Source organism: Pseudoxanthomonas jiangsuensis, assembly GCF_010093185.1.
GTDB classification, from domain to species: Bacteria; Pseudomonadota; Gammaproteobacteria; order Xanthomonadales; family Xanthomonadaceae; genus Pseudoxanthomonas; species Pseudoxanthomonas jiangsuensis.
Map to the genome: position 1 here is coordinate 51,879 of NZ_PDWL01000009.1, position 20,123 is coordinate 72,001.

Sequence of the window (20,123 nt, forward strand, 5' to 3'; positions counted from 1 at the left end):
GGCACCAAGCGATACGCACCGGAACCAGACGGCCCACCATGATCATCTCCAAAACCCACCTGCTGCTGATCGTCCTGGCCCCGTTGCTGGGCAGCGTCATCGCGGGTCTGTTCGGACGCCAGGTCGGCCGCAGGGGCGCGCAGTCGGCGACCATCCTCGGCGTGGCGGTGGCCTGCGCCCTGTCGTGCTGGGTGCTGTACCAGTTGGTCGCCGGCGGCGCCTCGCCGTTCAACCAGAACGTGTACACCTTCTTCGAGGTCGGCAACTATTCGGCCCACGTCGGCTTCATGGTCGACCGCCTGACCGCGATGATGATGGTGGTGGTGACCTTCGTCTCGCTGCTGGTGCACGTCTACACCATCGGCTACATGGCCGAGGACCCGGGCTACCAGCGCTTCTTCAGCTACATCTCGCTGTTCACCTTCAGCATGCTGATGCTGGTGATGAGCAACAACTTCCTGCAGCTGTTCTTCGGCTGGGAAGCGGTGGGCCTGGTCTCGTACCTGCTGATCGGCTTCTGGTTCAAGCGGCCGAGCGCGGTGTTCGCCAACATGAAGGCGTTCCTGGTCAACCGCGTCGGCGACTTCGGCTTCATCCTCGGCATCGCCGGCGTGCTGCTGTGGTTCGGCACCCTGGACTACGCCACCGTGTTCGCCAACGCGCCGCTGCTGCGCGGCGCCGAGGTGCAGATCTTCGAGGGCCACACCTGGGGCGTGGCCACCATCATCTGCATCTGCCTGTTCATCGGCGCGATGGGCAAGTCGGCCCAGGTCCCGCTGCACGTGTGGCTGCCGGACTCGATGGAAGGCCCGACCCCGATCTCGGCGCTGATCCACGCCGCGACCATGGTCACCGCGGGCATCTTCATGGTCGCGCGCATGTCGCCGCTGTTCGAGCTGTCGCAGACCGCACTGAACTTCATCCTGTTCGTCGGCGCGACCACGGCCTTCTTCACCGGCCTGATCGGCATCGTCCAGAACGACATCAAGCGCGTGGTCGCCTACTCGACCCTGTCGCAGCTGGGCTACATGACCGTGGCCCTGGGCGTGTCCGCGTACTCGGCCGCGGTGTTCCACCTGATGACCCACGCCTTCTTCAAGGCCCTGCTGTTCCTGGCAGCCGGCTCGGTGATCATCGGCATGCACCACGAGCAGGACATGCGCAAGATGGGCGGCCTGCGCAAGTACATGCCGATCACCTACTGGACCAGCGTGATCGGCACCCTGGCCCTGGTCGGCACCCCGTTCTTCTCCGGCTTCTACTCGAAGGACACGATCATCGAGGCCGCCGCCCACCATGCCCATGAGTCGCACCACTGGATCGCGACCTACGGCTACTGGGCGGTGCTGGGTGGGGTGATCGTCACCAGCTTCTACAGCTTCCGCCTGCTGTTCCTGGCCTTCCACGGCGAGGAACGCTTCCGCCACGCACATGCGGACCATGGCCACGGCCATGACGACCACGCCCATGCGGATGCCCATGCCGGCCACGCGCACGACGCGCACGCCCATGGCGACGACCACCATGGCGCCGGCCACGACGACCACCACGGCCACGGTGCGCACGAGCCGCACGAGTCGCCGTGGGTGGTGACCGTGCCGCTGATCCTGCTGGCGATTCCCTCGATCTTCATCGGCTTCTTCACCATCGGCCCGATGCTGTTCGGCACCGACTGGCGCGGCCACCACGCCGAGGCCCTGGTTCCCGGGCAGGCTTTGACGTTCTTCAGCGGCGTGATCGACTTCCTCGACCCGGCGCGCGACACCATCGCCGCGGTCGGCCACGAGTACTGGCACGGCCCGGTCGCCTATGCCCTGCACGGCATGAAGATGCCGGCGTTCTGGCTCACCGTCGCCGGCTTCCTGCTGGCCGCCGTGCTGTACCTGTGGAAACCCGACGTGCCGGGCCGCGTGCGCAAGGCGCTGGCGCCGCTGGTCACGATCCTGGAGGAGAAGTACGGCTTCGACCACCTGTGGATCAAGGGCTTCGCCGGCGGCGGCCTGGTCGTCGGCCGGATCTCGCGCTGGATCGACAGCAACATCGTCGACGGCCTGTTCGTCAACGGCAGCGCGCGCGTGGTCGAGCTGGCCTCGACCCTTTTGCGCCGCACCCAATCCGGTTACCTCTACCACTACGCCTTCGCCATGATCATCGGCCTGATCGCTCTGCTGGCCGTGCTCATGCGTTTCTGGCGATGAACTGACTGCACGGAAGAACACGACGTGGCGAACCACCTGTTGAGTGTCCTGATCTGGCTGCCGATCCTCGGCGGTGCGCTGGTGCTGGCCCTGGGCAACCGGCCCGCGGCCGCGCGCTGGGCCGCGCTGGCCGTGGCCCTGGTCACGCTGGTGCTGAGCATCGGCCTGCTGGCCGGCTTCGACCATGCCAATCCCGGACTGCAGTTCGTCGAGACGCACGCCTGGATCCCGGCCTACGGCATCCACTACAACCTCGGCGCCGACGGCATCGCCATCGCCCTGATCGTGCTGACCACCATCGTCACCCCGCTGGCGCTGATCGGCGCCTGGGAGGCGATCCAGAAGCGCGTGAACCAGTACGTGGCCGCGTTCCTGATGCTGGAGGGCGTGACGGTCGGCATCTTCGCCGCCACCGACGCGATCCTGTTCTACGTGTTCTTCGAGGCCATGCTGATCCCGATGTTCCTGATCATCGGCGTCTGGGGCGGCCCGCGGCGGATCTACGCGGCGATGAAGTTCTTCCTGTACACCTTCCTCGGCTCGGTGCTGATGCTGGTGGCGCTGGTCTACCTGTACCTGAAGGGCGGCAGCTTCCAGCTGGCCGACCTGTACGCTTTGCCGCTCACCAGCAAGGAGCAGACCTGGATCTTCTTCGCCTTCATGATCGCCTTCGCGGTCAAGGTGCCGATGTTCCCGGTCCACACCTGGCTGCCGGACGCGCACGTGGAGGCGCCGACCGCCGGCTCGGTGATCCTGGCGGCGATCGCGCTGAAGATCGGCGGCTACGGCTTCCTGCGCTTCAACCTGCCGATCACCCCGGACGCCGGTCACGAGTGGGCCTGGCTGGTGATCGCGCTGTCGCTGATCGCGGTGATCTACGTCGGCCTGGTCGCCCTGGTCCAGGACGACATGAAGAAGCTGGTGGCGTATTCGTCCGTGGCGCACATGGGCTTCGTCACCCTGGGCACCTTCATCGCCTTCACCCTGGTCCGCGACTTCGGCTCGGTCGACGCCGCGCGCCTGGGCCTGCAGGGCGCGATGGTGCAGATGGTCTCGCACGGCTTCGTCTCCGGGGCGATGTTCACCTGCATTGGCGTGCTCTACGACCGGGTGCACTCGCGCCGGATCGCCGACTACGGCGGCGTGGCCAACGTGATGCCGTGGTTCGCCGCGTTCTCGATGCTGTTCTACATGGCCAACGCGGGCCTGCCGGGCACCAGCGGCTTCGTCGGCGAGTTCATGGTCATCCTGGCCAGCTTCCAGAAGCACCCGGTGATCGCGCTTTTGGCGGCCACCACCCTGGTGATCACCGCCGCCTACACCCTGTGGCTGTACCGCCGGGTGTATTTCGGCGAGGTCGGCAACCACCATGTGGCCGAGCTGAAGGACATCAACGGCCGCGAGTGGCTGGTGCTGGGCGTGTTCGCCGCCGGCACCCTGCTGCTGGGCGTGTGGCCCAAGCCGCTGACCGACCTGATGGAACCGGCGATCGCGCAACTGGCGACCCAGATCGCCACCAGCAAGCTGTAAGGATTCCCCGAAGATGACCACGTCCTACGCGATGCCGACCGCCGCCGAGCTTGTGCCTTTGCTGCCGGAGCTGGTGCTGATCGGCGGTGCCTTCGCCCTGCTGATCGTCGACCTGTTCATCGACGCCCGGCACAAGGTCTGGACCCACTTCCTGTCGGTGCTTCTGCTGGTCGTGGTGCTGGCGATGCTGGCCACCGGCACGGGCGGGCAGGGGGAAGTGTTCGCAGGCATGTTCGTGCGCGATACCGCCGCCGACGTGATGAAGCTGGCGATCGTGGCGATGAGCGCGCTGACCCTGGTCTACGGCTGGAGCTACCTGCGCGAGCGCAACCTGTACCAGGGCGAGATCCCGGTGCTGGTGCTGTTCGCCACCGCCGGCATGATGATGCTGGTTTCGGCCGGCAGCCTGGTCCTGGTCTACCTGGGCCTGGAGCTGCTGGCGCTGAGCTCCTACGCTCTGGTCGCGGCCGACCGCGACAACGGCAAGGCCACCGAGGCGGCGATGAAGTACATCGTGCTCGGTTCGCTGGCCTCGGGCCTTCTGCTGTACGGCATGTCGCTGGTCTACGGCGCCACCGGCACCCTGCAGCTGGACGGCATCAACGCCGCCATCGCCGGCAGCGACGAGCGCACCCTGCTGTTGACCGGCACGGTGTTCATGGTCGCCGGCGTGGCCTTCAAGCTGGGCGCGGCGCCGTTCCACATGTGGCTGCCGGACGTGTACCAGGGCGCGACCGCGCCGGTCGCGCTGTTCGTCAGCTCGGCGCCGAAGCTGGCCGCGTTCGGCATGGCCTACCGCCTGCTGGAAGTGGGCGTGGGTCCGCTGGCCGACGAGTGGAAGTGGCTGCTGGCCGGGCTGTCTGCGGCGTCGCTGGTGATCGGCAACCTGATGGCGATCGCGCAGAGCAACCTCAAGCGCATGCTGGCCTACTCGACGGTCTCGCACATCGGCTTCCTGCTGATGGGCCTGGCCGGGGGCGACGAGCGCGGCTACGCGGCGGCGCTGTTCTACGCGATCGCCTACGCGCTGATGTCGGCGGCGGCGTTCGGCGCGATCATCGCCTTGTCGCGGCAGGGTTTCGAGGCCGAGAACATCGACGACTTCAAGGGCCTGAATTCGCGCAGCCCGTGGATGGCCGGCCTGGTGCTCTTCATCATGGCGTCGCTGGCCGGCATCCCGCCGTTCCTGGGCTTCTGGAGCAAGCTGGCGGTGCTGGGCGCGGCGGTGCAGGGCGGGATGCTGTGGCTGGCCTTGCTGGGCGTGGTCTGCGCGGTGATCGGCGCGTTCTACTACCTGCGCGTGATCAAGGTGATGTACTTCGACGAGCCGGTCGGCGCGCCTTTGCCGAAGCACAACGACCGGGTCCTGGGCGTGGTCCTGGGCGTGAATTCGCTGAGCCTGCTGGCGCTGGGCCTGGCCTGGAACCCGATCATGGTGTGGTGCCAGCGCGCTTTCATGTAGGGCCGTTGTTTCTCTGCCGCAGGCAGGCCTGGCGCTTTACGAAACCCCCGTCGCTTCGGCACGGGGGTTTCTGTTTTCCGGCCTCCGTCTTGACCATGGGCGGGCAACGGCAACGGCAACGGCAACGGCAACGGCAACGGCAACGGCAACGGCAACGGCAACGGCAACGGCGTCAGGTCTGGCTGTCTTCGTGCTGAGCCGCGGCGAACCGGCCGTGTTGTGGCCGCTCGGGCGCACATCCATGTGCGCACTCGCTACCGCGGCCATCCCTGGCCGCTGCCCCAACACAACCGGTCCGCCGCGTCTTCTGCGCGCTGCAGGTTCGGGACTTCTATGACCGTCGTCCCGGCGAACGCCGGGACCCAGTGCCTTTGCTCTGCTCCACCCTGTAGGAGCCGGTCTTGCCGGCGACCGTGGAGGCGGACGGGTCACTGGCACCCGGTTTCACGCAGACGCATCCGCCATGGCGGTCGCCGGCAAGACCGGCTCCTACAAGGGAAGCAAAGACACTGGGTCCCCGCCTGCGCGGGGACGATGGTTGTGGGGCAAAGGGCAAGCAGAAGCCGGAAGAGCAGAAGCACCCGAAGCGGTGAACTCCAAAGCCGCGGAGGCCGCCGTGCCTTGGGTCTGCGGTGCAAGTGGCACAGGGACGTGCCACGGCCGCGCGTTGCGGGCAGGACGCCTGCCCGAGCGGTGCACCGCAGACCCAAGGCACGGCGGCCCCCGCCCGAAGTCGGCGCTCTTGCCATTCCTGCAGTTCGCCATCCCTATGTTCAGTCTTCCCGCATCCCCGGGCTTGCAATAAATCCCGTGGATCGCCATAATCTCGCCTCTGCTGCGGGGTGGAGCAGTCTGGCAGCTCGTCGGGCTCATAACCCGAAGGTCGCAGGTTCAAATCCTGCCCCCGCTACCACATTTATCTGCGCGGTTTCAGCAGATGCAGTAGACGAAGCGGCGATCTCGGCAACGAGGTCGCCGTTTTCGTTTGTGCGCACCACGATGCGCTCGCCCAGCAACTCGCGCAGGGATTCCCTGGCCGCCGGGATGTTGCGGGCGTGGTGCTCGAGGTTGGCCACGGCGCGCTGCCAGACCTCGCGGGCCCGCGGCAGGACGTGGGCCGGCTCGTAGCGTTTGGCGGCGTCCAGTTCGGCCTGCAGGGTGGCTACCTCGGCCTCGGCGCGCTCGAGCTCGGCGCGGGTGCCGGGCGTGATGATGCCGGCGCGGATGGCCTGCATGACGTTGTCGCGCACGCGCTGGGCATCGGCCAGGCGGCGGCGGATGGCGGTGTCGTCCGGCGCGGCCGCGCGCAGGGCGTGCGTGACCGCTCGCTGGAACACCTGGTACGCGGCGTCGCTGAGCAGGTCGCGCTTGATGCCGGCCAGAATCGAGCGCTCGGCCGCCGCGCGCGGGACGCGCAGCTTGCTGGTGCATGTGCCGCGGTCCTTGGCCACGTTGCAGCCGTAGTTGTAGCGGTCGACCACGACGAGCGGGCCGCCGCAGCATTCGCAGCGCAGCAGGCCGCTGAGCAGGTGCCGCGGCTGGCGGCCGGCCTTGCGGTAGGAATCCGGGTTGGCCTTGCGGTTGCAGCCCAGGCGCGCCTGCACGGTGGCCCAGGTGTCGGCGTCGATGATGGCCAGCTCGGGCTTCTCGGTGGTGATCCACTCCGATTCCGGGCGCTCCTGGCGCACGCGGCGGCCGGAGTCCGGGTGCTTGATCCAATGGCTGCGGTTCCACACCTGCCGGCCGATGTAGATGGGGTTGGCGAGGATGCCGATGCCGCGCTTCGCATCGCCGTAGATGGCGGTGCCGCACCAGGTCTTGCCGCGGGCGGTGCGCACGTGCTCGGCGTTGAGGCGCGCGGCGATGGTGCGCGGGCTGTGGCCGGCGATGAACTCGGCGTAGATGCGGCGCACGACGTCCGCCTGCTCGGCATCGATGACGCGCTGCCCAGTGCCGGTGACGCGGTAGCCGTAGGGCAGGCCGCCGGCGCTGGCGCCGCTGAGCGCGCGGCCGGTGAGGCCGCGGTGGGTCTTGTCGGCGAGGTCATCCAGGTACAGCTCCGACATGAGCCCGCGCAACCCGACATCGATCTTGTGGCCGCGGCGCTGGGTGTCCACGCCGTCGCACACGCCAACCAGGCGCACGCCGGAGAACGTGAGGCGCTTGACGGTCTTGCCGACCTCGTCCTTGTCGCGGCCGAGGCGGGAGAGGTCGTCGACCAGCAGCACGTCGTAGTGGTGGATCTCCGCGAGCAGGCGCTGGTAGCCGGCGCGGTCGAGCCGCGCGCCGCTGACCGCTGCGTCGGTGTACTCGACGGGCGGCGCCAGGTTGTGGCGCGTGCACCAGCTGCGGCAGTTGCGCAGCTGGTCCTCGAGGCTGGCCTCGCGCTGTTGGTCTGAGCTGTAGCGGGCGTAGGCGGCGACGCGCATCCGGGCGATCCTAGGCGGCCTGTTCCGTGGCCGGCAACGGGGGGTGATTTGGGCGGGCGGGGCCGGATGCGTTGCGCCGCGCGGCTTCCGACCGCAGATAATCCGCGGCGATGGCCTGGGCCACGGCTTCGATCAGGCGGCGGTGGGCGAGGGTGAGGTCGGTCATCGCTTCGCCGTCATGGCCCGGTCGATCGACTCCAGCAGCAGCTTCACCGCGTCGCGGAACGCCTTGCGGTCCGCTTCCGGCACGGCGCGTAGGCCCTGGGCGAAATCGCTTTGCTTGTAGTCCAGCACGCGTTCGATCTCGGCGGCGACCCGCACGACGAATCGGGCGGTGCTGACCTTGACGTTGTTGGACCGCCGCTGAATCGGGGTGTCGGTGGCCTGGGCCACCAGGCGCTTGGCCTGCTGGAGGCGGGCGCCGGGCGGATAGCTGAGCAGGGCGCGGTAGATGGCGCGCTGCTGGGCCACCGGCAGGGTGCACAGCACCACGGCCTCGGCGAAGCGCAGGCGCTTCTCGTCGGGCGTGTCGGGGTGCATGCGCTCCTGCAGCTCGGCGCACAACTGCTGAATCTGCAGGTACTGGTAGACCCACGTCTCGGATTTGCCGAGGGCCTCGGTCAGTGCCTGGATGGCCTGGCGCCGATCCTGGCCCGCCGCGATGGCGGCATCGACCTGGTACTGCAGGGCCTCGGACACCTCCATGTGGGTGTGCCCCTCGCGGATGAAGTTGCTGGCCAGCGACAGCAGATGCTGCTCGGCGTGGCTGGCCAGCTCACGCTCCTCGATCTCGATGCGGACGGTGGCCAGGCCGGCCAGCTTGGCGGCGCGCCAGCGGCGTTCGCCGTCGATGATCTCGTAGGGCGGGTTGCTGCCGGGTTCGCGCTTGCGCACGGTGATGGGCTGGCGCTGTCCGGCCTTCTTCAGCGAGGTGGCCAGCGCGGAGAGGGCGGAGCCACGGAAATACTTCCGCGGCTGCCTGGGGTCGGGCGTGACCTGGTTGAGCGGGACGCGCAGGGTCATGCGGGCGCTCCCTTCTTGGCGGCCTTCTTGGCGGCCTTCTTGGCGGGAGTCTTGGCCGCTTTCTTCGGGGCGGCCTTCTTGGCGGGCTTCTTCGTCGCCGTTGGTTTCGTGGCCTTCTTCGGCGCCGCCTTGGCTACGGTCTGCGCCGGCTTCTTGCCGTAGCCTGGGCCGCGCAGCAGCTTCGGCAGCCAGCCGGTGCCGGCCAGCAGTTTGCCGGCCTGGGCGGCGCGATCGGCCTTCTTCAGGCCGGTGAGGGTGGTGGCCTCGGCCTTGCCCTTCGCCTCGACCACGGCTTCGGTGACCAGGTCTCCGTGGATGCGGGCGAGGAACCCATCGGATGCCGGCGTCCAGTGGTCGGCCATGTCGAATCCGGTGATGCGGTGGATGGCGTCCACGCCGGCATGGCCCTGCTCGCTGCCGCTGATACCGCTGAAATGGGCGGCGACCAGCGCGGCCTGCAGCTCCAGGCGCCAGGCGTCGGTCTGCTTGAGCAGGAAATCGAGCGTGCCCTTCTGCGGCACCTGCTTGATGATGGCGGTGCGCTCGGCCAACGCGGCTTGCAGGGCCTTGTGGATGTCCGCGCCGCCCACAGCCCGGAGCATGGTTCCGGAGTCGCGTTCGATGGAGACGAACAGGCCGTTGTTGCCGTAGCGGACCGGCCAGTGCGAGATCAGCAGTTGCTCCAGCAGTACGCAGTGGGCGAGGGTGGGATCCTTGGCCAACTGCACGGCGGCGGCGGCACTGCGGTGGCCAGACAGCACGATGCGCAGGGCTTCGGACAGTTCGGGCTTCTTCGGTGGCTTGGTCGGCTCGGCCGAGCTGCCGGGCGGCGGCGCGCCGATGCTTCCGCTCTTGCTGATCTTCTGGCCGGGCTGGAGGCGGCCGTAGTACAGATCGAACTGCCCGGAATGGTCGATGGTGACGATCACGCCCGAGATGGACTTGAGCGCGGCCGGCCATTCAACGGTCGCTTCGGCGTAGATGTCGTTGAGCTCATCTTCCAGGTTGCACCGCTCGCTGGTGAGGGTGTCGGCTTGTTCGTCGTCGAGATCGTCCTCATCGATGTCGTCGATCTCCCGGAGGCGCGCCTCGATCTCCGCGACGCGCGCCTCATGCGACGGGTTGGCGTAGACCGTGGGGGCGTTCTCGGGCTCTGGCAGGGCGCGGTGTTCGTTGAGCGTGGCGTGGTCGATGCTCAGCACCGGGTCCACCCAGGACCAGCCCTCGGCGCGCAGGGCTTCGGCCTTGGCCTGCAGCTTCTCCAGGGCGAGGCGGTCGAGCAGTTGCGGATCGGACAGCCAGCACTGGCTGCTGAACAGGTCCTGGACCAGCTCGCCGCCGGCCGCCTGGTAGGCGTGCAGGCCGACGAAGGTAGCGCGCACGCTGGTGCTGGACACGCGCTCCCGGGTGATGAAGTTGCGCAGACTGCGCGGGTCGCGCTCCCACTCGCGGGCGGTGTGCCAGGCTTGGCGCTGGATCTCGTGGTTGTCGGTGGTGGCCAGCGCCTGCAGCTGGTCGAGCGTGATCTCGTCAGCCTTGTACATGTCCAGGAACTCGGGGCGCACGCGTGCCAGCCGCAGGCGTTGCTTGACGAACAGTTCCGAGACGCCGAAGCGTGCGGCGACCTCGCTGATGCGCCGGCCGGCGTCGACCAGGGCCTTGAACGCATCGAACTGGTCGGCGGGATGCATGGCCTCGCGGATGGCGTTCTCGGCCAGGCTGGCTTCGCCGGCGACGTCGTCGGACACGACGTGGCAGGGCACGCTGGCCAGCGCATCGGGCAAGCGGTCCTCGGATTGCAGCAGTTGCAGGGCGCGTAGGCGGCGGCCGCCGGCCTCGACGTCGTAGTGGCCATCGTTGGCGGCGGTGACGACCAGGTTCTGCAACAGGCCTTCGGCGGCGATGCTGGCGGCGAGGTCATCGATGGCCAGGCCGCCGGTCTTGCGGGCGTTGCGCGGGGAAATGCGCAGCTGCGCCAGCGGGATGTGCTGGATGTTGGACATGGGCGGTTACTCCGTATCGGACTGGTCGATGGGGTTGAACACGCCGGCCTGGGTGGCGGCCTCGCGGTAGGGCAGCACGCGGCAGCCGGCCACTTCGGTGCGGCCGCGCAGGTTGACGCGGGTGAGGATGAGCGTGTCGGTGGAGATGCCGGGTGGCAGGGCGGCCGGGTCCTGGTCGTCGAGGATGCGGGCCAGGCCGAAGTGGCGGGCGATGCTCACGGCGTTGAGGGTTTTGCCGCAGCCCGGCGGGCCGTGGACGATGAGGGAGTCGTGCATCGGGGGTGGATCCTCAGGGTGATGGCCCGGCCGAGCTGGCGGGCGGGGAAGCGGCGGCGAGGTGGAGACGGATCCGCGCCAGCAGGTCCGTCGGGCATTGGTGGTCGGGGAGGTCGTGCAGGAAGCGCTCGGCTTCTCGGAGGAGTGCGTCGGCGCGGCGAAGGCGGCGTTGCATCTGGCGGTCCGGCCGTGGGGGCCGTGGTGTCATTGCTCGGCCGCCGGTCGCCGTCGCCGCTTGTTGGCAGCCGCCAGGCTGCTTGCGGCCATGGCGTCATTGAGCTGGCGGTAGGTCGGTTCCGGGCGCACGCCGAGCTGCGTGGGCAGTCGCTGGACCTTGTTGCCGCGCTTTGCCAGGAACGCGTCGACGTCGGCCTGCAGAGCATCGCGCTCGCGATCTTTCGCGCGCACGGAGGCCAGGTGAATGGAGATGGGCGGGAGCTGCTCTTTCACAGAGACAGCTCCAGTTGCTCGTGCTGCACGCCCGGGGCGTACTCGTACTCGTCCAGGCTCATCAGGAACCGGAGTGCCATCGCGGCGGTCTGGACCGCCTCTTCGCGCACCTGTTCCCGACCGCCCTTGTGGGGTTCATAGACGGCCTGCATCACCGCACGGGTCAGCTCACCGGATTCCTCGCCCAGGACGGCTACTGCGTGCAGCGGGTCGGTCGGCCAGGTCGGGAATTTCGCGGTCGCGCGCGCCAACTCGGCCATCACGTCGGCCAGAATCGACCGGCTGTCGGTGGGGCCGCCTGCGAGAATCTCCTCGGCAACGGTCGCCCGGCTGTTGGCGTATCCCCGGATTTCATCGATCGTCATCAGGTGCGCGGTGCCGCCGGCGAGATCGGCGATCGTCCGCAGCGAGAGCGCCGCATCGCGAAGGCCGTTCAAGCTGCACCCGCCTTGGCCTTCGCGGTCGCGACCAACTGCGCCGCCTCTGCTACGCCGCGCTCGTTGAGCGCGACGGTGGTGGGGAACATGGGGTCGTCCAGCGTCACCAGTCCGGCCTCGTCCAGGCGGTTGACGGTGCGTCGGGTGAACGCCTGGCAGGTTGCCGGGCCGCTCTGGCGGATGGGCGTGCCGAAGGCGACGTAGCCGCCGGGGCCGCGCCTGAGCGTGCGGGTGGGCGTGTTGTAGGCCGCGACCAGCGCGGCGCGCATCATGGGTTGCAGGTGCATGGTGGCCTCGATCAGGCGGCCAGCGCCGCCGCGGCGAACTGCTCGCGGGCGCGGGTCAGGTGGGACAGCGGGATGCGGTAGGTGCCGGCGGGATCGGTCCAGCGGGCCTCGGTGATGGCGAGGCTGGGGTGCGGCACGGTGGCCACCTGGCAGCGGCAGCATTCGATGTGGAACATCACCAGCGGCGTCGGCGCACCCACGTTTGCGCCGCGCGGCGTGCCGTAGGTGCGCACCAGGTGCGGATGGTGGTCGGCGACGCAGGTCGGCACGTCGGGCGGCAGCGGGATGGCTTCCTGGCGCATCAGGCCACCTCCCGCGCGGGCGGGTAGTAGGCGGATTCGCTGGCCAGGTCCGCATTGGCGCGGAGGATGCCGTCGCCGTGCGCGCCCCAGTGCTGGCGGTCCACGCCGGCGCGCATGGCGGCCACGTCCTCGGTCAGCTCTTCGAGGCAGGACTCGCAGGTCTCGGCCCAGAAGGCGGCATCGATCCAGCGGCCCTCGCGGTCGGCCTGGCGCTGCATCTTCCAGGCGTACTCGTGCGCGGCCTGGGCTGCGGCGGCGCGTTCGTCGACGGTGGCGGTGAGTTCGCTCATGCCCGTGCCTCGCGGGTGCGCACGCCGTGGCGGTCGAGCCATGCGATGGCGCGGCGCAGCTGGGTGCGGTGGAAGGGGAAGGCCTGTCCGCCGACGACCAGGTGCTGGCCATCGCGTTGGGCGCCGGTGCGGCGCGCGGCGATGCCGATCTCCTGCGGGGCGCCGCAGGCGCGGGTGGCGTACAGGCCGGCCCAGACGTCATCGCGGTGGACCTGCAGGCACAGCACGGCGCCGCCGTGGCCGGTGGGGATGTGGGTCAGCTGCATGCCGGCGTCTCCGCCGCGGCACCGTGCGCGGCGACGTACTGCGCCAGGGCGCGGCGCAGGGTGGCGTCCAGGCTCTCGCCGCGCGTGCGGGCGGCCAGCTTCAGTGCCTCGTACACGGCGGTGTCGATGTGCACGCGTACGCGGGTGCGGCGGCGCACCTCGCGGCGGGATTCGGCGATCACGCGGCACCGCCCTGCTGCTGCGGCAGCGGGCGGCCGGCCATGGCGCTGTTGGCCAGGGCGACGGCGGCGCCGGAGGAGCGGCCGGCCCGCATCTCGGCGAGCAGGGTCTGCATCGCCAGCCGGCGGCGCTCCGGCGTGGCGCCCACTTCGCGGGCGCGGTGGCGCACGGCGTCCAGGCCGGCGTGGAACCGGGCGACGTCGGCGGGCAGGTGGATGATGGCGGCCATCAGTGCACCGCCTCGGCGACGTCGTCGCGGTCGTCCTCGACTTGGGCGCCGTGCGCGGCCAGCCAGCGGCAGGCGTCGTCGGCGTGGGTCGCCAGCAGGGTGATGCTGGCGGTGCCGATGACGATGCTGTCGTCGAAGGGGCGGCGTACGCGGGTGTCGTGGCCGCCCAGGCTCACCAGTGGCGCGGCGATGCGGTGGGTGCCGGCCGGGCGCACGTAGGCGCACAGCACGGTGCCCAGGAGTAGCTGCAGCTCCATGCCGTGGGCCATCGGCAGGGTGATTTCGCGGAGGGCGGCCATCAGCGCGCCTCCCCGGCCAAGGCGATGGCGTTGGCCTCGCCAGCTGCGGCCTGGCGCTTCAGGCGGGCAGCGCGGCGCTTGCGGGCGCGGCCGTTCTCGCCGCTGCTGCGGGCGCGCAGGCGCTCGGCGCTGGCATGGTCGGCGCAGCTGCAGGCGCGCACGCAGCGGGCGGCAGCGTGGGGCAGCGGGGGCGATTCGGTGTCCGGCGGGGTGCGGGAGTCGAACATGGCGCTCTCCTGGTGAAAGGAGGGCGCCGGCGGGTCACGAGGGGCAGGGGGAGCCCGTCAACCGGTCGGGGGAGGGACCGGCGGCGACCCGCCGGTCGCCCGCCAGCTGGTGGGCTGGCGGGGGAATTTAGCGCATGGCTAAATCATCGTGTCAATAGCTGACAGCTAAATTCTGTGGGTGGGCCGCTGAGCGACCGTCGAGGTGGTCGCGGGTTACTGCAGCGGTGCCATGTAGCACCCGCCGCCGGACAGGCATTCCTGGCCGCGCGCCGACACAATGCTTCCGTTCCGGATGAGGAACTGGTACGGCTTGGCGCCGGTGAAGGCGCCGAAGCTGTTCTTGGAGTTTATCGCGCAGTCGAGCAGGTACCCAAACTGCATTTTCTGGCCGAACAGAGGTGCTGCTTCGGTGTAGCCCTTCGTGGGCTGCCCGCACTGGTAGACGGCGGAATAGGGGTCTTTGAGGCGAGTGGCGAGGAATGCTTTGGCGAGCTGCACGGCCTCGGCTTGTGCGATCGGCTCGCCGTAGTCGGCAACGCGCTGTTGGTCGGCAGTGGGCGCGCTGGCGCACGCCGTCAGGGCGGCAAGTGCTGCGGCGAGGCAGATGCTACGCATGATCGATCCCCTTGAGGTTGAGTTTCAGGCTGGTGTCGACCAGAAGGCCGGCATCTTCGAACGGGATGCCGTCATGGCCGCATTGCCGGGCGTGCTCCATCCTGCGCAGCGTGTCCGCCAACTCGGTGTCGTCCATGGCATTGATGCCATCACGGCCGAACGTGGCCTGGTCGACAAGCCATTGCAGGCCATAGGCCTCCGCAAGAAAGCGGATGCGGCGCAGGCACGAGCGCCGGGTAGCTGGATCCAGAGTGTTGGTGTTGTCGTCGTCGGCCTGCGTCCGTTGGGCGAGCCTGGGTGCTGCCGGGGTGGTTACCGGCTCAACTGGCCTCACTCCGCGTGACGCGCGAGCGACGATTTCCGCTAGTGCTTCGATCGATCCCTGGCTGTACATCGTTCCCTCCCCCCTCAGATTGCCGGCGCTTCAGAGCCAAGCCGAACTCCACAACGTTCTCTGCAGTGGCGGCGCTTTCGCGGCGCGCCATGAGGAACTCGTAGGCGTGCGCCAGCGGCTCACCGTTCTCTTCCTGGTTGATCACCTGGTCACGGTGCAGAAAGGCAAGCCGCACCAAGCGCAAGGCGGCTGCAATGGTGGCTGGGTCGATTCGCAATCCCTGCGACACATAGGGCGCGCCAGCCTCGGTGACCTGGGCGCCTCCCTTCTGGTGGATGTTGTCCATCCAGGCATAGGGGAGATTCATGGTGGTCTCGATCTTCCGGGCCAAGGCGTCGCCGATGACCGTGCCACCGGACTTGATCTGGCTGTAGTGGGAGGCGGTGAGGTCTAGGCCGGCCGCAACGTCCTTCTCCAGCAACGGCTTATGCCGGGACTCGCGCAGTTGTTGGGCGAGTGCGTCGAAGTTGGATTTCCGGATGCCGTAGATGTCGAGCATGCGGGGAGCGTAGCCGCCAGCTAAAGCCCAATGTTTCAGCATCAGCTTGACAACGGGATTTAGCCACGGGCTAAATGTGCGGGCCATGGACCTTCTCCAATTCATTTCCGACCCCGGACGCAAGGCCGCACTGGCCGAAATGACCAGTGCTTCGCCGGGCTATCTCTGGCAAATCGCCACCAGATGGCGCGGAAAGCGGGCCAGCCCTGACCTGGCGCGCAGCATCGCGACTGCGACGGCCGAGATCGGCCCCGAGGCTGTGCCGTTGGAAGCCCTGCGCCCTGACATCTGGCCGCCGGCCAAGGAGGCTCCCAATGCCGCGTAGCCGCCACTCACTCCGCACGGTCGTGCCCCTCGATTCCTCGCTGAGCAATAGCGAGGTTGCCTGCCTGATCGAGGCCCCGCTGCTGGAAGGCGCGGAGGTCGAGGACCTGGTGCTGACCAGCGACCAGTGGGTATCCCTGTTGCTCGCCCGGCGTACTGCCGGCCGGGCGGTCCATTTCGCGGAGGTGGCTTGAGATGGCCCGCCTTGAGAAGCAGCACGAAGGCGGCTTGCTGGTGATCGAATCGGCGGCGCTGCGGGAGTGGGCTACGCGTCGTCTTTTCGACCCCGCGCAGCTCGGCCCAGGTGATCGAACCCCTCCGACAGGTCCAGCAGCATCGCTCTGGCCATCGGATGCAGGTCCGGTGTTGAGGTCGCATGGGCCTGGAGCAGCGTGGCGCATTGGAGCAGGTCTGCTCGCGCGGCTGCTGCGACGGATAGCGCAAGCCCTCGAAGCGCTTGCTGGACCACGTTCAGGGTCTCCACGTTGATGGCCGCTTCCTTGTCCATATCCGTCTCCGGTGAGTGCGGGATTGCGCGTCAATCCTACCGGCAGACGGGCACCCACCGGTGCGTAGAAGAGCGCGGCCACGCCGGCCTTGCCAGTGCGGATGTCGAAGTAGCGCAGGGCGCTGAAGCGCAGCGGGGCAGGCGATTTCATGGCGTGCATGCTGCGCGCCATTCGGGTGCCTGCGCATGAAGCCCGGGCCTCAGTTTCTGCCTCCGGTGCAGTCGGTGGTGTACGGCTACACGCGGCGGCTGTTCGACGAGACGGCGACCAACGCGCAGTCGTTCGCGGTGGGCGTGGCCGAGCGGTACCTGGCGACGACGTCGCCGGCCGCGCGGCAGGTGTCGTTCAAGGCGGCGGACACGGACCCTGCGGGCGCGATGCGCCACAACGGGCAGATCCTGCGCCGCTACATGGACGGCGGGCTGAAGACGTTGCCGGCCGACCTGGTGGATGCGTGGGTGCTGTCGCTGCCGGAGCCGTACCGCGGCGAGTGCGAGCGCGACCTGGCAAGGCGTCGTGGCCTGCTGCCGGTGCGCGCCGTCGAGGTCGAGGGCACGGGCGAGGCGACCAGCCTGGCCGAACTGGCCATGCACTTCGGCGAGCTGATGCAGGCGCTGGCGCCGGCCCTGGCCGATGGCCGGATCGATGCCAACGACCTGCCGCATGTGCGGCGGGTGCTGGACGAATCGGACGACCTGATCACGGCGGTGGTGTCGGTGCGCCGGCGGTTGCAGGCGCTGATCCCGGAGGGTGGGGTGCATGTCTGATCCGCAGCCGTACAGCCGGGATGAGGATGGGTATGTGGCGGCGGCGCTGGCTGAGGCTGCGCGGTGTAGGGGGGGGGCATGTCCAACACTCGCCTGAACCCGCAACTGCCGCCCGGCGGACTGGAGCGGGCGATGCTGTTCGCGTTGTGGGCGGCCGGCCTGCGCCTGCCGCTGACTGCGGACCGGGTGATGGCGCGGTACCGCGTCAGCCGGGCAACGGCGTACCGCTGGATGCGGGCCTGGCGCAACGCCAGTGCCGAGCAGTGGACGGTTGAATGATGGCCACCATCAGGGACACGCGCTGGATGTACCCGGGACCGCGGCCCACCGAGGCGGCCCGTCGTGCGATGGCCGCGATCCGCCAGGCATTGGCCGATCCGCCGACCGATCGCGCCCCGGCCGACATGCTGGCCGAGCTGGAGCAGCGCCGCCTCGAGGACGAAGCGCGGCGGTCGGCGCAGGGTGTGCTGCCGCTATGAGGCCGCCTCCGAGCAACGGTGCGGCCCCGCCTCCCCGGGAGGGCGGTAGGGGCAACCGCACGCGGGCGGGGCGCCGCTCCCTGAACCTGAACGCAAACATGAACGGTGCCGGGTGTGGGTCCTCCCTGGGAGGTGCCATCGCGGGTAATTCGGACCCCGTTTTCTTGGTAGATAGCGCGGCGGGAAGTTACTGAATGCTGGCCAATTACGATGATGTGCTTGGCCAGCTGCGCGACGCGGGCCTGATCGTCGACACGCTGGACACCAGCGGGCGCATGGTCCGCTGCAAGATCGAGGGCGACCGCGAGCGCCGCGGCTGGTACGTGCTGCACGAGCTGCAGGCCAGCAGCGGCGATGTCCTGGTGGTCGGCAGCTACGGCGTCTGGCACGGCAACGACAACGGCGCGGTCAAGGTCGAGTTGCGCAAGCGCGACAGCGAGTTCACCGCCGAGCAGCGCGAAGCGCTGAAACACCGCCTGGCCGAAGCCCGCAAGCAAGCCGCCGCCGCCCGCCGTGCCGAGGCCCAGAAGGCCGCCGATGCCGCCGCCCGCGCCTGGACCAAGGCCGCGCCCGAGGGCGAATCCGACTACCTCGCGGCCAAGGGCGTCCAGGGCTTCGGCCTGCGCTACGGCAAAAGCGGCGTCGCCGTCGTGCCCATGCTGGACGCGAACGGTTCGGTCCACGGCCTGCAGCTGCTGCGCAGTGCCAAGCAGGCCGAGGCCACGCGCAAGCCGGCCAAGGAGTTCTGGCCGCCGGGCCTGGCCAAGAAGGGTCATTTCCACCTGATCGGCGGCACGCCGCAGTGGATCCTGCTGCTGGCCGAGGGCTACGCCACCGCCGCGACGTTGCACATGGCCACCGGCTACCCGGTCGCGGTGGCCTTCGACGCCGGCAACCTCGCCTCCGTCGCCCTGGCGCTGGCCAAGCGCTACCGCGGCGTACGCGTCCTGGTCTGCGCCGACGACGACTCCCTGCAGAAGTGCCGCCACTGCCGCGGCCGCGTCCTGCTCGCCGAGCACCCGGCCGTCTGCCCGAGCTGCGGCGAAGAACATCGCGCCGAGAACGCCGGCATCCTCGGCGCCAGCGCCGCCGCGCTCGAGGCGAAGGGCGCCACCCTCGCGCCGGTGTTCGCCGACGAGCCCGCGCGCCGCGCCGGCTTCGTCGACCACGGCCGCAAGCTCACCGACTTCAACGACCTGCACGCGCTGGAAGGCCTGCACGTCGTCCGCAACCAGGTCGAGGCCCGCCTCACGGAGCTGTCCTGGCGCGCACCGTCCGAAAACCGCGCCGCGTCCACCCCCACCGCCGGGGGCGCGGGGCAGGACACCCTCAAGCCGATCGACAGCCTGGACGAACTGCTGCGCCGCTTCGCGCTGGTGTACGGGCAGGGCGGCACGGTGTTCGATCACGACGAACACGCGATGGTCGCCTTGGGCGACATGCGCGATGCCTGCGTCCGGCGCGAGCTGCACCGCGCATGGATGGAGCACCCGAACCGCGCCATGGTGCGCGTGCGCGAGGTCGACTTCGATCCGTCCTGCCGCAAGCCCGGCATCACCTGCAATCTCTACGCCGGCTGGCCCACCACGCCCGTGCCCGGCAGCTGCGAGAAGCTGCTCGCGCTGCTGTGGCACATGTGCGGTGCCGAGCGCCAGCAGCGTGCCCTGTTCGATTGGCTGCTCAAGTGGCTCGCGTATCCGCTGCAGCACCCTGGCGCCAAGATGAAGTCGGCCATCGTGATCCACGGCCCTCAGGGCACCGGCAAGAACATGTTCTTCGATGAGTACATGAAGCTCTACGGTGACTACGGCCGCGTGCTCGACCAGGCCGCGCTCGAGGACAAGTTCAACGACTGGGCCAGCCGCAAGCTGTTCCTGCTGGCCGACGAGGTCGTCGCGCGCACCGAGGTCTACCACCTCAAGAACAAGCTCAAGGCGCTGGTCACCGGCGACCGCATCCGCATCAACCCGAAGAACATCCAGGCCTACGAAGAGGACAACCACGCCAACTTCGTGTTCCTCTCCAACGAGGCCATGCCGCTGGTGCTCGAAGAGGACGACCGCCGCCACGCCGTCATCTGGACGCCGGAGAAGCTGCCGCAGGAGTTCTACCGCGAGGTCATGGCCGAGATCGCCGCCGGCGGTACCGCGGCGCTGCACCACTACCTGCTGCAGCTGGACCTGGGCGACTTCACCAACGGCACCTACCCGCCGATGACCGCGGCCAAGGCCGAGCTGATCCAGCTCAGCATGGACAGTCCGCTGCGCTTCCTCGACCAGCTCTACGACCAGGAGATCCCCGGCATCACGCCGCGGCCCGCGCCGTCGAAGGAGTGGTACGAGCTGTACAAGCTCTGGTGCACGCGCGAGGGCGTCAAGCCGGCGCCCTCGCCCAAGTTCGTCAACGCCCTGGTGCGCAAGCGCGGCATCGCCCACCCGGAGCAGGCGCGCAAGCGCTACCTGATCGACCAGACCACCTTCGGCCCGCACGGGTTCCTGATGCTCGGCAACTGCGCCCCGCCGGCTGACCGCAGCGAGACGGCCTGGCTGGGCGACGAGGTGCTCGCCTTCCGCGTCGCCCTCAACGACTACCGGGGGCGGACATGACGCCTGCGCCCACCGACGTGCGGGCTGTGCGCCCTGTGCGGG

General features: G+C 69.1%; 28 protein-coding genes and 1 tRNA gene. 10 read left to right on the forward strand and 19 right to left on the reverse strand.

Annotated features, from left to right (window positions below):
* Positions 1 to 38: 38 nt before the first annotated feature.
* The 4 genes from nuoL (at position 39) to CSC62_RS07430 (ending at position 6,103) form a co-directional block, all read left to right on the forward strand.
* A complete protein-coding gene (nuoL, locus tag CSC62_RS07415; protein ID WP_162405539.1) occupies positions 39 to 2,198 on the forward strand; it encodes an NADH-quinone oxidoreductase subunit L in 2,160 nt (719 codons plus the stop codon).
* Positions 2,199 to 2,222: 24 nt separating this feature from the next.
* On the forward strand, positions 2,223 to 3,728 hold the full coding sequence (locus CSC62_RS07420) for an NADH-quinone oxidoreductase subunit M (protein ID WP_162405540.1): 1,506 nt from the start codon (positions 2,223 to 2,225) through the stop codon (positions 3,726 to 3,728).
* 13 nt (positions 3,729 to 3,741) lie between these two features.
* Positions 3,742 to 5,190: an NADH-quinone oxidoreductase subunit NuoN gene (nuoN, locus tag CSC62_RS07425; RefSeq protein WP_162405541.1), complete on the forward strand. Its 1,449-nt coding sequence runs from the start codon at positions 3,742 to 3,744 to the stop codon at positions 5,188 to 5,190.
* Between the two features lie 836 nt (positions 5,191 to 6,026).
* Positions 6,027 to 6,103, forward strand: a tRNA-Met gene (locus CSC62_RS07430).
* Here the strand turns inward: CSC62_RS07430 and CSC62_RS18275 are convergent.
* From CSC62_RS18275 to CSC62_RS07520, 18 genes are all read right to left on the reverse strand, one after another.
* Positions 6,060 to 7,619: a recombinase family protein gene (locus CSC62_RS18275; protein WP_162405619.1), complete on the reverse strand. Its 1,560-nt coding sequence runs from the start codon at positions 7,617 to 7,619 to the stop codon at positions 6,060 to 6,062. The two genes, CSC62_RS07430 and CSC62_RS18275, sit on opposite strands and share 44 nt — an antisense overlap.
* A 10-nt stretch (positions 7,620 to 7,629) precedes the next feature.
* Positions 7,630 to 7,785: a hypothetical protein gene (locus CSC62_RS07440; RefSeq protein ID WP_162405542.1), complete on the reverse strand. Its 156-nt coding sequence runs from the start codon at positions 7,783 to 7,785 to the stop codon at positions 7,630 to 7,632.
* The gene (locus tag CSC62_RS07445; protein WP_162405543.1) at positions 7,782 to 8,642 is read right to left on the reverse strand and encodes a ParB/RepB/Spo0J family partition protein; all 861 of its coding nucleotides are present in this window, start codon (positions 8,640 to 8,642) and stop codon (positions 7,782 to 7,784) included. The genes CSC62_RS07440 and CSC62_RS07445 overlap by 4 nt, the downstream gene beginning before the upstream one ends.
* Complete coding sequence (locus CSC62_RS07450; protein ID WP_162405544.1) at positions 8,639 to 10,645, reverse strand: ParB/RepB/Spo0J family partition protein; 2,007 nt, start codon at positions 10,643 to 10,645, stop codon at positions 8,639 to 8,641. Before CSC62_RS07450 ends, CSC62_RS07445 begins: the two co-directional genes overlap by 4 nt.
* Before the next feature lie 6 nt (positions 10,646 to 10,651).
* Positions 10,652 to 10,921, reverse strand: a complete 270-nt coding sequence (locus CSC62_RS07455) for an AAA family ATPase (RefSeq protein WP_162405545.1) — start codon at positions 10,919 to 10,921, stop codon at positions 10,652 to 10,654.
* A 204-nt stretch (positions 10,922 to 11,125) separates the two neighbouring features.
* A complete protein-coding gene (locus tag CSC62_RS07460) occupies positions 11,126 to 11,371 on the reverse strand; it encodes a hypothetical protein (protein WP_162405546.1) in 246 nt (81 codons plus the stop codon).
* A complete protein-coding gene (locus tag CSC62_RS07465; protein WP_162405547.1) occupies positions 11,368 to 11,808 on the reverse strand; it encodes a nucleoside triphosphate pyrophosphohydrolase family protein in 441 nt (146 codons plus the stop codon). The genes CSC62_RS07460 and CSC62_RS07465 overlap by 4 nt, the downstream gene beginning before the upstream one ends.
* Positions 11,805 to 12,095: a hypothetical protein gene (locus tag CSC62_RS07470; protein ID WP_170298358.1), complete on the reverse strand. Its 291-nt coding sequence runs from the start codon at positions 12,093 to 12,095 to the stop codon at positions 11,805 to 11,807. Before CSC62_RS07470 ends, CSC62_RS07465 begins: the two co-directional genes overlap by 4 nt.
* An 11-nt stretch (positions 12,096 to 12,106) precedes the next feature.
* The gene (locus CSC62_RS07475) at positions 12,107 to 12,397 is read right to left on the reverse strand and encodes an NUDIX hydrolase (RefSeq protein ID WP_162405548.1); all 291 of its coding nucleotides are present in this window, start codon (positions 12,395 to 12,397) and stop codon (positions 12,107 to 12,109) included.
* Positions 12,397 to 12,687: a hypothetical protein gene (locus CSC62_RS07480; protein ID WP_162405549.1), complete on the reverse strand. Its 291-nt coding sequence runs from the start codon at positions 12,685 to 12,687 to the stop codon at positions 12,397 to 12,399. The genes CSC62_RS07475 and CSC62_RS07480 overlap by 1 nt, the downstream gene beginning before the upstream one ends.
* The gene (locus CSC62_RS07485; RefSeq protein ID WP_162405550.1) at positions 12,684 to 12,953 is read right to left on the reverse strand and encodes a hypothetical protein; all 270 of its coding nucleotides are present in this window, start codon (positions 12,951 to 12,953) and stop codon (positions 12,684 to 12,686) included. The genes CSC62_RS07480 and CSC62_RS07485 overlap by 4 nt, the downstream gene beginning before the upstream one ends.
* Positions 12,944 to 13,135 (reverse strand): ribbon-helix-helix protein, CopG family, encoded by a 192-nt coding sequence (locus CSC62_RS07490; RefSeq protein ID WP_162405551.1) that lies wholly within the window; start codon positions 13,133 to 13,135, stop codon positions 12,944 to 12,946. The genes CSC62_RS07485 and CSC62_RS07490 overlap by 10 nt, the downstream gene beginning before the upstream one ends.
* Positions 13,132 to 13,362 carry a hypothetical protein gene (locus CSC62_RS07495; RefSeq protein ID WP_162405552.1) on the reverse strand — a complete coding sequence of 77 codons (231 nt, stop codon included), beginning with the start codon at positions 13,360 to 13,362 and terminating at the stop codon, positions 13,132 to 13,134. Before CSC62_RS07495 ends, CSC62_RS07490 begins: the two co-directional genes overlap by 4 nt.
* Complete coding sequence (locus tag CSC62_RS07500; protein WP_162405553.1) at positions 13,362 to 13,661, reverse strand: hypothetical protein; 300 nt, start codon at positions 13,659 to 13,661, stop codon at positions 13,362 to 13,364. The genes CSC62_RS07495 and CSC62_RS07500 overlap by 1 nt, the downstream gene beginning before the upstream one ends.
* A complete protein-coding gene (locus CSC62_RS07505; RefSeq protein ID WP_162405554.1) occupies positions 13,661 to 13,888 on the reverse strand; it encodes a hypothetical protein in 228 nt (75 codons plus the stop codon). The genes CSC62_RS07500 and CSC62_RS07505 overlap by 1 nt, the downstream gene beginning before the upstream one ends.
* A gap of 213 nt (positions 13,889 to 14,101) precedes the next feature.
* On the reverse strand, positions 14,102 to 14,503 hold the full coding sequence (locus tag CSC62_RS07510) for a hypothetical protein (protein WP_162405555.1): 402 nt from the start codon (positions 14,501 to 14,503) through the stop codon (positions 14,102 to 14,104).
* A complete protein-coding gene (locus CSC62_RS07515; protein WP_162405503.1) occupies positions 14,496 to 14,837 on the reverse strand; it encodes a hypothetical protein in 342 nt (113 codons plus the stop codon). Before CSC62_RS07515 ends, CSC62_RS07510 begins: the two co-directional genes overlap by 8 nt.
* Positions 14,824 to 15,483: a hypothetical protein gene (locus CSC62_RS07520; protein ID WP_162405556.1), complete on the reverse strand. Its 660-nt coding sequence runs from the start codon at positions 15,481 to 15,483 to the stop codon at positions 14,824 to 14,826. Before CSC62_RS07520 ends, CSC62_RS07515 begins: the two co-directional genes overlap by 14 nt.
* On the opposite strand from CSC62_RS07520, the gene CSC62_RS07525 reads away from it, so the two are divergent.
* Both CSC62_RS07525 and CSC62_RS07530 read left to right on the forward strand, forming a co-directional pair.
* Positions 15,482 to 15,721, forward strand: a complete 240-nt coding sequence (locus CSC62_RS07525) for a hypothetical protein (protein ID WP_162405557.1) — start codon at positions 15,482 to 15,484, stop codon at positions 15,719 to 15,721. The two genes, CSC62_RS07520 and CSC62_RS07525, sit on opposite strands and share 2 nt — an antisense overlap.
* A complete protein-coding gene (locus CSC62_RS07530; protein WP_162405558.1) occupies positions 15,711 to 15,914 on the forward strand; it encodes a hypothetical protein in 204 nt (67 codons plus the stop codon). The genes CSC62_RS07525 and CSC62_RS07530 overlap by 11 nt, the downstream gene beginning before the upstream one ends.
* Before the next feature lie 71 nt (positions 15,915 to 15,985).
* Here CSC62_RS07530 and CSC62_RS07535 read toward each other — a convergent pair whose 3' ends face one another.
* Positions 15,986 to 16,228 carry a hypothetical protein gene (locus tag CSC62_RS07535; RefSeq protein WP_162405559.1) on the reverse strand — a complete coding sequence of 81 codons (243 nt, stop codon included), beginning with the start codon at positions 16,226 to 16,228 and terminating at the stop codon, positions 15,986 to 15,988.
* Between the two features lie 186 nt (positions 16,229 to 16,414).
* Here CSC62_RS07535 and CSC62_RS07540 point away from each other — a divergent pair, with 186 nt between their 5' ends.
* The 4 genes from CSC62_RS07540 to CSC62_RS07555 all read left to right on the forward strand — a co-directional run bounded on the left by CSC62_RS07540 (position 16,415) and on the right by CSC62_RS07555 (position 20,081).
* Positions 16,415 to 16,996 (forward strand): hypothetical protein, encoded by a 582-nt coding sequence (locus CSC62_RS07540; protein WP_162405560.1) that lies wholly within the window; start codon positions 16,415 to 16,417, stop codon positions 16,994 to 16,996.
* A 78-nt stretch (positions 16,997 to 17,074) separates the two neighbouring features.
* Positions 17,075 to 17,275, forward strand: coding sequence for a hypothetical protein (locus CSC62_RS07545; protein ID WP_162405561.1), 201 nt, complete (start codon positions 17,075 to 17,077; stop codon positions 17,273 to 17,275).
* The gene (locus CSC62_RS07550; RefSeq protein ID WP_162405562.1) at positions 17,272 to 17,475 is read left to right on the forward strand and encodes a hypothetical protein; all 204 of its coding nucleotides are present in this window, start codon (positions 17,272 to 17,274) and stop codon (positions 17,473 to 17,475) included. The genes CSC62_RS07545 and CSC62_RS07550 overlap by 4 nt, the downstream gene beginning before the upstream one ends.
* Before the next feature lie 194 nt (positions 17,476 to 17,669).
* On the forward strand, positions 17,670 to 20,081 hold the full coding sequence (locus CSC62_RS07555; RefSeq protein ID WP_162405563.1) for a DUF5906 domain-containing protein: 2,412 nt from the start codon (positions 17,670 to 17,672) through the stop codon (positions 20,079 to 20,081).
* The last annotated feature ends 42 nt before the right edge of the window (positions 20,082 to 20,123 follow it).